Annotated in this window: 11 protein-coding genes; 3 read left to right on the top strand and 8 right to left on the bottom strand. The window is 71.6% G+C overall.

Features of this window, described 5'->3' with window-relative positions; genetic code table 11:
* The first annotated feature begins 4 nt into the window (after window positions 1-4).
* Window positions 5-454: a hypothetical protein gene (locus M3Q35_RS14210; RefSeq protein WP_273942216.1), complete on the top strand. Its 450-nt coding sequence runs from the start codon at window positions 5-7 to the stop codon at window positions 452-454.
* Here M3Q35_RS14210 and M3Q35_RS14205 read toward each other — a convergent pair.
* Window positions 359-2,098, bottom strand: a complete 1,740-nt coding sequence (locus M3Q35_RS14205) for a phospholipase D-like domain-containing protein (RefSeq protein WP_273942215.1) — start codon at window positions 2,096-2,098, stop codon at window positions 359-361. The two genes, M3Q35_RS14210 and M3Q35_RS14205, sit on opposite strands and share 96 nt — an antisense overlap.
* Window positions 2,099-2,361: 263 nt before the next feature.
* On the opposite strand from M3Q35_RS14205, the gene M3Q35_RS14200 reads away from it, so the two are divergent.
* On the top strand, window positions 2,362-3,435 hold the full coding sequence (locus M3Q35_RS14200; RefSeq protein WP_273942214.1) for a class I SAM-dependent methyltransferase: 1,074 nt from the start codon (window positions 2,362-2,364) through the stop codon (window positions 3,433-3,435).
* Between the two features lies 1 nt (window position 3,436).
* On the opposite strand, the gene M3Q35_RS14195 is transcribed toward M3Q35_RS14200, so the two are convergent.
* Entirely contained in the window at window positions 3,437-3,838 is a 402-nt protein-coding gene (locus tag M3Q35_RS14195; RefSeq protein WP_273942212.1) for an SRPBCC family protein, read from the bottom strand.
* 2 nt (window positions 3,839-3,840) lie between these two features.
* On the bottom strand, window positions 3,841-6,966 hold the full coding sequence (locus tag M3Q35_RS14190; protein WP_273942211.1) for an ATP-binding protein: 3,126 nt from the start codon (window positions 6,964-6,966) through the stop codon (window positions 3,841-3,843).
* 98 nt (window positions 6,967-7,064) lie between these two features.
* Here M3Q35_RS14190 and M3Q35_RS14185 point away from each other — a divergent pair, with 98 nt between their 5' ends.
* Entirely contained in the window at window positions 7,065-7,424 is a 360-nt protein-coding gene (locus M3Q35_RS14185; protein ID WP_273942210.1) for a nuclear transport factor 2 family protein, read from the top strand.
* Window positions 7,425-7,430: 6 nt separating this feature from the next.
* On the opposite strand, the gene M3Q35_RS14180 is transcribed toward M3Q35_RS14185, so the two are convergent.
* From M3Q35_RS14180 to M3Q35_RS14160, 5 genes are all read right to left on the bottom strand, one after another.
* Window positions 7,431-8,180: a tryptophan 2,3-dioxygenase family protein gene (locus M3Q35_RS14180; protein WP_273942209.1), complete on the bottom strand. Its 750-nt coding sequence runs from the start codon at window positions 8,178-8,180 to the stop codon at window positions 7,431-7,433.
* Window positions 8,180-9,112: a diiron oxygenase gene (locus M3Q35_RS14175; RefSeq protein WP_273942207.1), complete on the bottom strand. Its 933-nt coding sequence runs from the start codon at window positions 9,110-9,112 to the stop codon at window positions 8,180-8,182. Before M3Q35_RS14175 ends, M3Q35_RS14180 begins: the two co-directional genes overlap by 1 nt.
* Window positions 9,109-10,326, bottom strand: a complete 1,218-nt coding sequence (locus M3Q35_RS14170; RefSeq protein WP_273942206.1) for an aminotransferase class I/II-fold pyridoxal phosphate-dependent enzyme — start codon at window positions 10,324-10,326, stop codon at window positions 9,109-9,111. Before M3Q35_RS14170 ends, M3Q35_RS14175 begins: the two co-directional genes overlap by 4 nt.
* Window positions 10,326-14,207, bottom strand: coding sequence for an SDR family oxidoreductase (locus M3Q35_RS14165; RefSeq protein ID WP_273942204.1), 3,882 nt, complete (start codon window positions 14,205-14,207; stop codon window positions 10,326-10,328). Before M3Q35_RS14165 ends, M3Q35_RS14170 begins: the two co-directional genes overlap by 1 nt.
* A 99-nt stretch (window positions 14,208-14,306) precedes the next feature.
* A complete protein-coding gene (locus M3Q35_RS14160; protein ID WP_273942202.1) occupies window positions 14,307-15,179 on the bottom strand; it encodes a hypothetical protein in 873 nt (290 codons plus the stop codon).
* Between the last annotated feature and the right edge of the window lie 12 nt (window positions 15,180-15,191).

Below are 15,191 nucleotides of genomic sequence, written 5' to 3'. Positions count from 1 at the left end.
ACAAATGATGGCAGAGCGCGTGTCCCGTCGGGCTCCCTCCGTCTTCGGTCTCACCGACCACGGCCACCATTACGTGGTCGACACCGGTGCGGGAGTGACGTTCCGGGTCCGCAAGCCCGAGGGAGTCCTGGTCACGGCTCGGCGCACCGGAGACCACATTGTCGTCCGCGCCTGCGCGACCGATGCCAGCGGTGTGACGACGTACCGCTACCTGGTCGCGCGCAAGGCTGATCCCGTCATCTATCTGGCGGTGCACTCCGACGACAATCGGCGGACCGACGGCCCGCGTGCCCTGGTGCTCGGCCGGGGCGCGGCGCCGGGCAACCTGGACTTCCTGCACGGGTTGGGACTACTCGGCCTACCGCGCTCCGGGAGTGTGCACGCCGAGCGGGACGGAGCAGTGCTCGTAGACAAAGGTGAAATGGTCCACCAGCAGATCGTGCGGATGCCGTGATTCGTCGGACGTCACGACCGTGCTGACGTTCTTCGAGTATTCGACCAGCGCCATGTCCTTGCCCAGGATCGGCGGTGCGGCCTGGTCCTCACGCCGGAATTCCGGCGGCACGGCCTTGCCGTAGTGGTACTGCTCGACCAGCACCTCGTCGTCGACGATGAGGACGAAACACGAGGGAGAGGAGGAGTAGAGTCGCGTGTTGTTGCCCATCTTGGGGCCGAGGGAGCCGCGGACCTTGCTGATGGTCACGTTGGTGTCGTGGACCAGCGACGACTCGGCGTGACAGCGCTCGTTCTTCAGATAGTCCGCATAGGAGGCGTTGCGCCGCTCGCAGTGGTCGGAAAGGTCGTGTTCGCGGTAGGAACGGAACTTCGCCTGCTCGCAGTCGGGGTCGAGGAGGAGGATGCGCACCTCGACCCCGTTGTCCAGGGCACGGCGAAGCGCGGCGTTGAGCCTGCCCCACTCGAAGAACGACTTGAGGGAAATGCCCTGGATCCACACGCGTTCCCGGGCATGGCTGATGAGCCAGCACATCCGGTTGTACCCGAGGTTGGACCCGACGAAGACATTGGCGGTGCCGACCTCCAGCGCGCCTTTGTCGATGCCCACCTCGTTCGCGTCGGCCCAGGCCGCGCCGTCGACCGACGCGGTCCGCCACACCAGGTCGAAGTGGTCGGCCATGGCCTTGTGCAGCGGAGTCCTTTCCAGGCGCATCAACGGCAGCGTCACGTCGAACTGGCGCCTTGGCCAGAAATAGTAGGGCTGAACGTAGCTGACCCGGTCCGTCGCGCACATGAACGTGGTCGGTGCCAGCCGGTACAGCCGGAAATCGAAGGTGACACGGCCCGTGCCCTCGCCCGACGCGCCCGCCCGGGCCGTGTCGTTGACGAGCCTGCGCAGTTCGTTGGCGGTGGCTTCGACATCGAGGTCGAGGCGGCCCGACAGCTGGTCGTGCTCCTGGATCTCGCCGTACGACCGCAGCAAAGCCCCGAAGCACCGCGGATCGATGATCAGCACCTTGATGTCGAGGTCCTGCCGGATCGCCCGCGCGCCCGCGATGTAGCTGTTCACCACCCGCCACACGGAATGGAGGTTGTCCCGCTGGTCCATCCGCAGGAAATCGTTGAGCGATATGCCCATGATGCGGATCCGCTGGACCCCTTCGGCCTCCATGTCGCGCTTGATCTCCTCGACGGCATCGCTGCGTGAGGCGTAGACCCGGTTGACGCCGGACGTGACCAGCGCGGCCAGCGTCGCCGAGCCGGCGAGCAACACCTTGGCCTGATCCTCGATATCGGCGCGGATTCCCCGCAGGTCGCGGTTGACGTCCTTCTTGATGAAGTTCTCGAGCCCGCTGGACAACTGCTGCCGATGCCGTTCGACGAATATCTGGAGCACCACGTTGACGGTCGCGACCACCAGCAGTCCGGATCCCACCTGGCGCACGCCGAAAGTCAGCCAGGACACCTCGGCCGGACCGAAGAACGGTGCGTACGACAAGGCGATGATGGCCAGGCCCGATGCCACCACGACGGTTGTTCCGATGATCATCCGCAGCGTGACGCCATCGCTGAGCGCCTTGACGTAGTCCCCCTGCGACACCTGTCGGGACTGTTCCTGATCCGGCTTCTCGATCTCCGTCATCGCTGACCTTCACCCGCGTCGGATCTGATTGAAGGGCCAATTGGCTGGGCAACGGCGCATACCGTCACATGATCGCGGCCGGTGTATCCGGCGTTAGCCGACGGGCCGGCCGCATCCGGGTGATTCCGGCCGCCCCGGCTTTCTCTGACGGCGTAAGGGTTTTATGCCGTTGACGCGGGGTTGACGGTGTCCTGACGGTCGCGGCCGACCGTGGGGCGGGCAGGACGCGAGAGCCGTGTCCGACGCAGACACCGGAGGCCCTGATGACCAGCACCGTCCCCGCGCCGACGCAGGCGCAGATCGAGGAGTTCCTGGGCAAATTCGTCGTCGACATGGGAGCGGCGGTCGCGGGCGCGACGGTCATCCTCGGCGACCGCCTGGGCCTGTACCGCGCGGTGGCGGCGCGGCAGCCGGCCACCCCGGCCGAGGTCGCCGCCGAGTCCGGGCTCGACGAGCGGTACGTGACGGAGTGGCTGCGCGGTCAGGCGGCCGGCGGCTACGTGGACTACGACGCGTCGGCGGGGACGTTCGCGCTGACGCCGGCCCAGTCGGCCTGCCTGGCCGATCCCGACAGCCCGACGTACCTCCCGGGTGCGTTCCAGGTGGTCCGCTCCGCCTACCTGGACGTGGACCGGGTGGAGACCGCGTACCGCACCGGCAGCGGTCTCGGCTGGCACGAGCACCACGCCGACCTGTTCGAAGGCACCGAGCGGTTCTTCCGGCCCGGCTATGCGGCGAACCTGGTGAGCGCGTGGATCCCGGCGCTGACCGGCGTGGAGGCGAAGTTGCTTGCCGGCGCGCGGGTCGCGGACGTCGGCTGCGGGCACGGCGCCTCGACGCTGATCATGGCTGAGGCCTACCCACGCTCGACGTTCGTGGGCTTCGACTACCACCAGGCCTCGATCGACCGGGCCCGGGAGCTGGCCGCCGCGGCCGGGCTGTCCGACCGGGTGCGTTTCGAGGTCGCGGGCGCCGCCGACTACCCCGGCGACGGGTACGACCTCGTCGCCATGTTCGACTGCCTGCACGACATGGGCGACCCGGCGGGCGCGGCCCGGCACGTCCGGTCGACGCTGGCCCCGGACGGCAGCTGGCTGATCGTGGAACCCAACGCCGGCGACGACCTGACCGACAACCTCAACCCGGTCGGACGCATCTTCTACTCGGCATCGACGCTGATCTGCGTGCCGGCGTCACGCGCGCAGGACGGCGGCGCGTGCCTGGGTGCGCAGGCGGGCCCGGCCCGCATCGAGGCGGCCGTCAGACAGGGCGGATTCACCGGTTTCCACACGGCGACGAGCACGCCGTTCAACCTGATCTTCGAAGCCACCCCGTAGGTCAGGCCGACTCGGCCAGTGCGGCCAGGCGGCGCAGCGCGGACCCGATGATCTCGCGCTGCGTCGCCAACCGCGCCGCCTCGCGCTCCGGGATCTCGACGTGCACGGCGATGCGGGTGCCCGGGCCCACCGGCTCGAGGCGCCACTCGAACACCAGGTCGGAGATCGTGCACGAGACGACGACGCGCCGCTGCTCGGCGGTGGCGGCGACGTGCTGGGGCATCGGGAAGTCCGGGTAGCCCTCCGGCCACATGGTGACCTCGGCGGTGCCGCCCTTCGCATCGCCGGGGCGGACGGTCGCCATGCCCGACCACCACTCCGGGAACCGCAGCGGGTCGTAGAGGATCTTCCACACGGCGACCGCTGAGGCGCTCGTGGTGGTCTGGTCGTCGAAGTCCGGCACGCTCACACCTCCGACACGACGCCGAGCCGGGCGAGATCGGCCTCGACCACGGCCAGTTCCTCCGAGGGGATCACGGCGCCGATGATCGGCCGCCCCAGGTCGACCATCACCTCGGTCATCCGCTGCCCGAGCTGGGCCGGGCTGAGCCGCCGCCGCCACCCGTCGGCGGCTTCGGTGAGCCGGCGGCGGGCCAGCACGGTGTCACCGCGCCCGACGGCGATGAGGCCCTCGACCGCCGCCATGCGCGCCACCAGCGTGTCCGGCCAGTCGCCCGCCTTGACCGGTTCGAGCGCCGTCGCCATCACCTCCGCCTCGGCATCGTCCAGCGCACCGAGCCGGGCCAGCGCCTCGGCGCGCTGCAACCGCGCGAGCGGCCGGCCGATCCCGGCGTCCGGCCGGGCCAGCGCGGCGCCGAGCAGGTCGCGGGCGGCGGTGAGGTCGCCGGCTCGCAGCGCGACCCGACCGCGCTCGCCGTCGACGAAGGCCTGGAGGTCGGGGGCGTCGAGGCGGTCGGCGGTGCGTCGGGCCTGGGCGGCTGCCTCGGCCGCATCGGCCAGACGCCGCAGTCGCACCAGGACCCAGGCCCGCGCCACCAGGATCCGGGCTTCGAGCGCCAACAGCCCGTGCCCACGCACGGCGGCCAGGATGCGGTCCAGGACGCCAAGGGCGCCGACCAGGTCGTCGGACAAGGCGAGCGCGAAGGCCGCGTTGAAGAATCCGGTGTAGGCGAGGTCGGGCCGGGAGGCGAGTTCGGCCAGCTCGCCGGCGTGCAGACCGGGGCTCACGGCGTCCGCGAAGCTCCCACGCCGCAGCAGCGCGAACGAGCGGGCCCGCGCCACCGCCGCGGCCAGCTCGGGGTCGTTCGGCTCGTCCCCGGCGAGGTCGCGCAGACGGTCCAGAACGCGGTCGACCTCGTCCAGGTCGCCGCCGATGGATTCGCACCACGCGTCGATGGCGAGGATGCGGCAGCGCAGCTCGAGCAGGTCGACGCCGGCGCCGTCCATCACGGCGAGCGCGCGGTGGCACGCCTCGACGGCTACGCGCGGCTCGCAGCTTGGGGAGTAGTGCCACTCGGCGAAGCGCAGGTGCGCATCTGCGATCGCCGCCGGATCGCCGTGGCGTTCGATCAGCGGGAGCGCGGCCGCGAACACGGCGCGGGCGTCGGCGGCACGACCGCGCCAGGCCAGGACGTCGGCGAGCTCGAGCGCCGGTGCCGGATCGTCCGGCAGCGCGGCGTGGGCCTCTTCGAGCAGCTCGGTCGCCTCGGCGTGCGCGCCGACCGCTCGCGCCTGGGCCGCGGCCTCGAGCAGCAGGGCACCGGCGTCGTGCAGGTGACCGGCGGCCCGTAGATGGGCGGCGGCGCCGGCCGGGTCCTGCTCCCCACGCAGCACGTCCGCGGCGCGCAGGTGCCGCTCGACCCGCTCGGCCGCCGGCAGATCGGCGTAGACGGCCTCGCGCAGCAGGGCGTGGCGGAACCGCACTCGCTCGCCCGTGCACTCCAGCAGCCCCTGGTCCTCCGCGGGGGCGAGGGTGGTGGCGAGCTCGACACCGGCGAGTCGGGCGGCGACGGCGAGGTCGACGTCGCGCCCGGCGACGGCCAGCGTCCGTACCAGCTCCCTGACGGGTTCGGTCAGCCGCGCCATCGCGGCACGGACCGCGCCGCGCAGGCCGGCCGGCATCTGATCACCGCCGGCCAGCGCGCGCGCCGCCTCGACCGCGAGCAGCGGATTGCCGTCGGCGCCCCGCACCACCGCGCCCACGGCGTCGTCGTCCAGCTCGCCGACCAGTCGGGCCAGCCGCGCGATGGCCCTCGTGTCGAGCCGGACCAGGGCGATGTCGGTGCGCAGCAGTCCGTTCTGGCGGCTGGCCTGCTCCAGGGCGTCGAGACGGTCGCGTCGGGGCCGCGTTCGGCGGGTGACGACGACGAGCGTGCGTCCCTCGGCGGCCCGGCGAACCACGTGGGCGAGCATGGCCAGGCTGGCGTCGTCGGCGGCGTGGACGTCCTCGATCACCAGGAGTACCGGCTCGCGCCGGGCGCACTCCGTGATGAGGGCGACGACGGCTTCGGCCAGTCGGGCCTGCTCGAGGGCCGGCGCCACCACGACAGGGTCAGGCGGCACGTGCGCCGGCAGCAACGGCGCGAGCGCGGCCACCCACGGCGCGTTCGGCAGGCGGTCGAGCCGGCGCAGCAGCGCGCCGCAGACGTCGACCCAGAGGGCGAGCGGCGGTCCGGGGAGCTCGGGGGCCGCACCGACGGCGACGGTCGCGGCACCCGCGGTCTCGACCAGCTGCGCGATCAGCCGGGTCTTGCCGATGCCCGGCTCGCCGTGGACCAGCGCCATGCCGCCATGGCCGGCGCGCGTTGCCGTCCAGGCCGTGGCCAGCGCAGCCAGCTCGCGGTCGCGGCCGACCAGCGGCAGGAGCCCGGCTCGTGTCCTCGTCGCCGGACCGGCGGCAGCGCGGGTGCGGATGCTCTCGGCCAACCGCCACGTCTCCTCGGCCGGCGAGACCCGCAGCGCACGGCGCAACCGATCGCCCAGTGTGCGATAGACCGCCAAGGCCGCCGGGTTGTCACCCGCCGCCGCGAGCGACGTCATGAGCAGCCGGGCCGACTCCTCCGACAGCGGATCGAGCTCGACCGCGCGCCGTGCCCACGCCACCGCCTGCCGCCGGTCGTCGGTGGTGTCCACGAGCCCGCGCAGCAGCGCGCCGACGCGGGCCCGGTGCTCGTCACGAGCGATGAGCGCCCACTCGTCGTCGAGCCCGGCGAGCAGTTCACCGGCGTCCACATCGAGGGCCGCGGCCACGTCGCCCGCGGCGACCAGGGCGTCGAACTCGCGCACGTCCACATCGACATCCGCGTGCAGCCCGACGCGGTCGCGTGTGGTCAGCAAGGCCTCATCCGGCAGCACCTGGCGCAGCGACCACAGCGCACTGCGCATGCTCTGTCGCGCGCTGGCGTCGACGACGTCCGGCCACAGGGCCGCTGCCACCTCGGCTCGCGAGCGCAGTCCGGGGTGCAAGGCGAGCCAGCCGAGCAGGGCCACCGCGCGCCGACTCCCGGGTTCGGGGGTCAGCCGCCCGTCGCATGTGGCGGACACACCGCCGAGCACCCGCACGCGGAGCATGCAGTGACGGTACGCCGTTGACGCGCCGTTGACGGGGCCCTGACGGCATCCGCGCAGGCTGGGTGCATCCGATTCCGTCCCGATGAAGGAGTGGACCGATGACCAGCACACTGACGTTCGACACCGCCGCGCTGACCCGGGCGATCGAGAGCCGCGACGCCGCCGCGCAACTCGCCTGCTACCGGCCCGACGCCGTGGTCACCGTCGCCGACCAGCTCAACCCGCCGAGCCGGCCGCGCGTCGTCAGCGGCACCGACGAGCTGCGCGGGTACTTCCAGGACGTGTGCGACCGCGAGATGGTCCACGAGGTGCGGACCACCGTCGCCGCCGGCGACCGCATCGCCTTCGAGGTCGCCTGCACCTACCCGGACGGCGCCCGGGTGCAGTGCCTCTGCGTCGCCGGCCTGGCCGACGGCAAGATCGCCTGGCAGCGCCAGGTCCAGGTCTGGGACAGCTGACCGGTTTCAGAGGGCCGCGCGCAGCTCCCACAGCTCGGGGTAGAACCGCTTGTCGAGGTGGGACCTGAGGTGGGCGGCGCCGGAGGTGCCGCCGGTGCCGCTCTTGCGGCCGATCTGGCGTTGCACGGTGAGCAGGTGCCGGCTCTGCCAGGAGGCCCAGCTCTGGTCGTGCGCGACGAGCGCCTCGGCGAGATCCCAGAGCTGGCGGTGCTGGTCGGTGCGGGCGGCCAGCCGGCGGCACGCGGCGGCGCGGCGGGCGGTGGTGGCGACATCGAAGCCGGCGTCGGCCAGCAGCGCCAGGAAACCGTCCCACAGCGACGGTTCCTCGTAGCGGCGGCGCAGCCGGGAGCACTCCTGGACGGTGTACCAGGGCCGGTCGAGGCAGCTGTCGTCGCGGGCGCCGGACAGCAGCGCGAGTTCCCAGTACTGGGCGGACTGGCCGCCGTTGCCGCTGCCGAGCGCCCCGCGGAACGCGGCGAAGTCCTGCGGCTCCATGGTGTCCAGCACGTCGAACTGGGCCAGCAGGGAGCGCTGGATGACCACGGCCCGTTCCAGCCGTCTGCGCGGCAGGTAGGCCTCCCCGGCGAGCATCCGGTCCCGAGCATCACTCAGTTCGAGCAGCAGCTGCTTGAACAGCAACTCGAAGACCTGGTGCACGGTGATGAACATGTGCTCGTCGTGCCCGTCGGCGTCGGCGTGCGGGCGTTGGTGGTCAAGCAGCGCGGGCAGTTGGAGGTAGGTGCCGTAGGCGGGCATCAGGATGCACTCCCGTCGATCAGGCCGTGCGCGGCGAAGTGTTCCAGGGCGCCGGGCACGGCGAACACGCCGGCCGACTCGCACATCCGGAGGCTGGACCGGCAGATGGACCGGATCCGTTCGTCACCGACGTCGCCGCCGTAGCAGTCGCGGACAACGGCGGTGGCCGTGGCATTGTCGAGGCCGGCCAGCACCAGCGACGAGCGAACCGGCTCCACGTCCCACAGCAGGCAGCCGCGGAGCAGGGCGGGCAGCGCGAACGCCACCTCGGCCCTGGTCGGGGCGTCCAGCTGACGCCAGAGCTCGTGGAAGAACCCGGTGAAGTACCGGTGGTGACGGCCCTCGTCCAGCGCATGGTCGCGCACGGTGTCCCGGACGGCCGTCACCACGGTGTCGTCGTGCGGAATCTCGTGCAGCACGGCGGTGATCAGCGTCTCGAACACCACGACCTGGAGCAGGACGGCCAGCCGCCGGTGGTGGGGGAGGGTGGTGGCGGCGACATCGGCGAGCCGGTCGACGAAACCGCCGTAGTCCCAGTCCGGCACCGCGACGCCGGTGACGGCGCCGATCTGCTCGGCCAGGTCGAGGCTGTAGAGCGCGTGGTACCCCTCGTCGCAGTACACCTTGAACGCGTCGAGCCGACTGGACGCTGGCAGCTCGAACCCGCTGCGGCCGTTGGCGATGAGCTCGGCCCCGCGGTTGACCACGCGGGTCTCCAGGTGGGCGGTGGACAGCAGGAACTGGTGGAGGTGGCGCACCGTCAGCTCACGCCGTCGCTCGTCGGGCAGCTCGCCCACGGCCTCGTGCGACAGGTACGGCACCAGTCGTTCCGGGAAGAACACCTTGCCGGCCTCGGCCTCCTCGTGGAAGGTCCGCCGGACGCCGGACCGGACCCCGGCTTGCTCGTGCCAGCGGCCCATGGCGCCGGTCATGACAGCTGTCCGATGCGGCGCAGCGCTTCCTGCACGTGGGCCGGGTCCGCGGTGTGGCACAGCCGGAACCAGCCGGCCGCCGGGCTGCCGAAGGCCTTGCCGGGGACCAGGTTCACCTTGGCCTCGTCCAGAATACGTTGCCAGAGCCGGTGTTCGGCCGCGCTGTCGCCGGCCGACCGGCTGAGGTCGGCCCAGATGGTGAAGCCGGCCGCCGGCCGCACGTGGGGGATGCCCAGGTTGTCGAGGCAGTCGGCGGCGTTCCGGTAGGACTCGGCCAGTCGGACCCGGTTTTCCTTGAACAGCAGGCAAACCCAGGCCTGGTCGTCGAGCAGGCCGGCCAGCAGCGCCTGCGTGTCACTGGAGACGGGGGCGAAGTAGGCGAGGGCGGTGGCCGCGGCGAGCACGTCCGGACGCTCCGTGTGCAGCACCCCGGCCTTGAGCCCGGAGAGCCCGAAATCCTTGGCGAATCCCCAGATCGTATGGATGCGTGCGCGGCTTTCGCCCCGTACCAAAGGATCCAGCACGCTCACGAACGGCCGGTCGCCGAACGCGGAGTTGGCGTAGATCTCGTCGGCGATCAGGTCCACGTCGTGCCGCTCCGCGACCGCCAGCACCTCCCGCAAGGCGGCCACCGTATGCACGTTGCCGGTCGGATTGCACGGTGACGTGATCGCGACCGCCCGCACCGTGGTGCCGTCCGCCCGGGTCCGCTCGATCGCCTGCTCGATTGCCGAGGCGTCCAGGGCGAAGCCCGACGTCGGGGACAGCGGCGCCGGCACCAGCCGGGCCCCGGATCGCCCGGTGAACAGCACTTCGACCGCGCTGTAGTACGGAGCGGGCACGATGATGGCCTCGCCGGGGTCGCACAGGATGCTGGCGACGATGTCCAGCGCGGCGCTCGCGCCGCTCACCACGACGAGATGGTCGGGATCCACCGGCGTGTGCCAGGTCGTGGACAGCAGCCGGGCCGTCGCGGCACGCAGCCGCGGAGTACCGTGCAGCGGAACGTATCGCACGTCCCGCGGCCCGATTTCCCTTGCCGCGGCGACCTTTGGTGCCAGCAGATCCCACAGGAGCCGGTTCTCCGCCGTGCCGAGATTCAGGTAGCCGGACGGATTGCGTTGCGGGTCATAGGGATCCCGCTCGACCCGCTGGTGGGCGGCGGCGATGGCCGGTGCGTGGGCGGACAGCGCCGCGGCGCGTCTGGACACCATCAGGCGACGCTCCTCGCGGTCGTGCTGCTGGCGTGCCCCATCGCGCCGCCGGTGAGCAGACCCGGGTGCACGCCAAGGCCGAGGGAGGCGTCGAGCACCGCGCCGTGCAGCAGCGAGGCCTCGTCCCGGCACAGCCACCAGATCAGCTCGGCGACCTCGTCCGGGCTGATCAGCCGCCGGCCCGGCAGCCGGCGGAAGAGGTCGTCGAGCTCCGCGCCGTCGAGCCCGTCGAGCAGGCTTGCCTGGAGCATCGGGGTCTGCACCGCGCCCGGGCAGACCGCGAACACGTCGACCGGCTCGTGCGCCAGCTCGGCGGCGAGGTGCTTGGTGAGGTAGACCAGCGCCGCCTTGCTCATGCCGTCGGCGATGTGGAAGTCGGGGAAGGTGGCGACCCCGCCGCCGACGCTGGCCACGTTGACGATCTTGCCGTGGCCGCGTTCGAGCATGCCCGGCAGCACGGCGCGGGCCAGCCACAGTGGACCGACGCTGTTCACCTGGAGGAACGCGGCGTCGCACTGCTCGGTGGAGCCCGTGACGTACCGCCGTACGGTCTGCGAGCCAACGGCGGCGTTGTTGATCAGGATGTCCACCGGGCCGGGCAGCTGGTCGTGCAGCCGGCGGTGGCTCTCCCAGTCGCCCTGGTCGAACTCGAACGCCCGCGTCCCCGCCAGCTCGTCGGCCAGCGCCTCGGCCGCCTCGCGGTTGGACCGGTAGGTGAACCACACGCGGTGTCCACCGAGTGCGAACCTGCGGACCAGGGCCCGACCGATGCCGGTGGAGCCGCCGGTGATGAGTACGCCCTGCCTTGCCATTGGGCGATTCTGGTTCGGCTCGGCGGCGTCGGGAGCGGCAGCGGACGCACTCCGTGCGATGAGCGCGGGTCGTGCGCCGGCCGGCTGCAGGGGCGTCAGGCCATGCCGTTGTCCGGGGGTCGCACGTCGGTGCCGGGCGGTGACATCGGCGGCGGTGCGGTGCCCGGCCAGCCCGGACCCGGCTGTTGCGTCGGTGGCGAGCCGTACCAGGGACCGTAGCCGGATGGAGGCTGGTACCCGGGCGGCGGTGGCAGCCATACCGTTGGCGGCCATACGGGTGGCGGGATGTGGCGGAGTGGCCGGTAGTACCGATGGGACGGCGGCAGCGCGAGCAACACGAGCGCCCCGATGGCGAAGGCCACCGTCACCCAGGCGATGGTCACGGTCAACTGCCGGTACCAGGCGATGCCGCCGGCCATGTCGACCGCGAGCACGATCACGGTTCCGATGACGGTGCAGACGCCGGTGATCCAGGTCAGGACACGGGCCCAGTTCTTCCCGACGCCGTCGAGCAGCGCCAGCACGAGGAACACGCCGGCGACGAGCAGGGAACTGAACCCGAGGCCGACGATGCCGACGGCCGCGAGCTGACCGCGCTGGTCGTCGCCGTACTGCTGGCTGTAGAGCCAGGCGAACTCCGGGACGGCGAAGAACGCCGCTATCGCGGCCACCAGTCGCAACGTCGCGACCCCGGCCAGCAGGTAGCAGGCCAGGGTGACCAGGGCCGGTTGCGGCTCTCGGCGAAGCGTGGGCGCGAGGGACACCGGGGGCATGGTCACGACGCACCCCCAACGCCGCCGACCGGCGGCGGCGCACGAGAATCCACGCGCCGGCCAGGAGCCAGGCCAGGACGGGCGCGCCGGCCAGGACGTAGAAGATCGTGGTGGACGGCGCCGCGGTCGGTGGGCTGAAGGCCAACTCGGTGATCTGGCGGTCCGCCGTCAGCCCGCCCAGCCAGACGTTCTTGCCGCCGTCGCCGGACACCGCGCCGATCTGCGCGTTGGTCACGGCTTGCGGCAGCCCGGGCTGCTGTCCGTCGAACGCGCCGCCGCCGAGGTGGTTCTCGTTGATGGTGCTGAAGTCGACGCCACCGAAGATGTAGGTCTCGGTCAGCACCGTGTCGCCCTGGGTCGTGGTGTACGTGCGGTGGAACTCGCCTTCCTTGTAGGACTTCACGTACAGGTCGTAGGTGTCCTTGGGCGTCCACTTCTCCCGGGTGACCCAGCGGCTGATGTTGCCCTTGTCGACCAGGTCCGAGTAGGCGGTGTGCTTGGTCCGGGCCCGGTCGCGGTACCACTGGGCGGCGACCCGGCTGAAGTACACCCGGCGCAGGTCGGCGTACTCCGGCGCCTCGTTCACCTTCTGCTGGATCAGCGGCAGGATCGTGCTGCGGTAGATCTCCTGGTTGTACTCGGAGTCGGCGTTCCTGGCGCACGACGTGTCGCCGGCGCCGGTCGAGGACAGGTAGTCGCTCTCCGTCTTGACGGTGAGTGGCGCGTCCAGGATGTACAGCTCGTTGCCGTCGTCGTGCACGGTCGCCGTGCCCGGCACGATCCACGACCGGGACGAGAGGCACTTGTTCTCGCCGCCGTGCAGGCTGTCCCAGAACTGGCGGCCCAGCGGCGTGTCCGGGTCGATCAGCTGGGCCGTGGTCTTCTTCATCTGGAGGTCGGCCTGGAGCAGCACGCGGCCGGCGTCGGTGCGGCCGAACTGGCTGTCGATGATGCGCTCGGGCTCGTCCGGGTTGAGGTTGACGGTGAAGGCGTCGACCGGCAGTTCGAGCCAGACGAAGAAGGAGTCGGACGCCAGCTTGGCCGCCTGCTGGCCGCCGTAGGAGGGCTGGTCGTCGGGGGTGGCGTCGGCCTTGAAGGCGAACTGGGCGGCGTGGCCCTGGTAGGAGTCGGAGACGTAGCGCAGCTGGAGCGTGGAGAAGTCGACCCCGCCGAGGGGGTTGGCGGTGGCGTCGCCCGGGTCGTAGTCCGGGCCGAGTTCCTTGGCGTCCTGGGTGGCGATGTCCTGGGTGGCGTCGGCCCGCTGGGCGGCATCGTCAGCGGAGTCGGGCGATGCCGCCACGGCGTCGCTGAGTCCGCCGTCGGCGCTGTGCTGGCCGGGCGCGGCCAGCGCGCCGCCGGACGGTCCGCCGGTGATCGGGCTGCCGCCCGGCGGAGCGGCCGTCCCGCCGCCGGCCGGCGGATTCCAGTTCGGCCGGGTCGGCACCGCTTTCCCGGCCTTGTCGGTCTTGTCGTCGGGTATCGGCACGGCGACGGCCGTCGCCGGGTAGTAGCGCGCCACGATCGCCACGCGTTTGAGCGGCTGGCCGGCGGCGATGCCCTTGTTCTCCGGCAGGGCCCGGTTGGCCTCGTCGATCTCCCGCAGCGCGCCCGCCGACGGCGGCTTCTGGAACAGGACGACACCGGTCTTGTTCTTCGCCACGGCGATCTTGACCAGCCCGGACAGCTGCTTGCCGTTGTCGTTGCGCAGGTCCTCGCTGGACTTGAACTCGAAGAAGTAGGGATCGGCGTCGCTGAACGCATCCGGCCGCACGTCCGTCCCGGTGCCGGGGACGGTCCGGTCGAACCGCCAGCCGCCGCCGTCGAACAGGGTCTTCTCCTGGCCGCGGACGAACGGCTCGAACCCCTGCTTGCCCCGGATCCGGTTCTTGGTCATGTTCACGTACTGGGCCCGGTAGGCCCGGAACGTGGTCTTCTTGCCCGAGGCCAGCTGAAGCTTCCAGCGCGCGTAGAAGTGCGTCGGGCTGCCGGAGGTGTAGTTCGCGGGCGGGCCGAGCTCGTCGAGGTAGTCCTCGTAGATCTGGTACTGCTCGGGCGATGTCCGTGGGTCCGGCGGCTCGGGCAGGTCGAGGATGCCGCTGGGGTCGTCGAAGGTGAATGTCGGTGCGGTGAAGCCACGCCCCGGCGGCGCCGACGGGTCGTAGCCGAGCGCGTACTGCGCCGGCAGCGACTGCGCCGGCCCCGCGATCGCCGGCCCGGGTAACAGCGCCCCGATGAGCGTCACGATGAGCGTGATGACCAGTGCCAGACCGAAACGTTTCGTCCGGACGTCCGTCATCGGCTCGTTCGCCTCCCCGGCGCGGTGACCAAGTCAGCACTGACGGTAGCGCCGCTCGGCCGAGCACAGGGGGCGTTCGGCGGATCTGCCCCGTGACCGTCAGCGGCCGCCGCAGCGCCGGTACCGGTCGCGCAGGGCGGTGCCGCTGCGCAGGAACTTGCGCAGCACGACCATCGGCACCACGAGCTCGGCGTCCTGGCCGGCCTGGTGCACGTAGGGCTGGCCGGCGTAGATGTTCGGGAACTCGGGATCCGGCGTCCGGTAGGCCCACGTGCCGCCCCTGATCCGGCGGATCACCTCGCCGAAGTACCACACCGCGCCCTCGACGAAGTCCTGGTTGGCCGGGTCACGGAGGTCTTCCGCGGCCGGCGTCACCCGGGACAGCAGACCCTCCAGCGCGTCCAGCGAAGCCGGCCCGAAGTCCCAGTCGCCACGGTAGGTCTCACTCCATCGGCTGAACGCGGCTCGGCGCTCCGCGTCCCACCTCGCGATGTACGCCGCGTCCTGCGGGCTCATCTCGAAGGGATCGACGCCCGGCGTGTGCTTCTTCGTCGGCGCCCAGCCCGGGTTCGCCGCCCGGTGCCGCGTGACGGCGTCTTCCCATGTCACGTACACGTCGGTGAACACGTGCCCGGTCCGCTCGGCGATCGCCTGGACGATCAGCCGCCGGGCGAACACCGGCGTCAGATCGAGGGCCTCGTCCGCTTCGGCACACGGCTCGCCGTCGCGCCATCCCCACCCGCCGCCGGCCACCCGGAGCAGCACCTCGCCGACGTACCCGGCCGCGCCGTCGACGAGGTCCGTCAGCTCGTCCGGCGTGCCGAACCGCGCCACCAACGCCCGCTCCAGCCGCTCGAGGGACGGCCCGGTGAAGTCGAGGCGGAAGCCTTCCTCGCCCTCCAGTGCTTCCAGCACGAGCAGGTTGAGGCTGATGCCGTCCACCCAGTCGTCGAGGCCCTGGTATGCGCCCACCACCGCACCCTT

It is taken from the genome of Kutzneria chonburiensis (genome assembly GCF_028622115.1).
Taxonomy (GTDB): domain Bacteria; phylum Actinomycetota; class Actinomycetes; order Mycobacteriales; family Pseudonocardiaceae; genus Kutzneria; species Kutzneria chonburiensis.
This window is presented reverse-complemented; position numbering and strand designations above follow the sequence as displayed.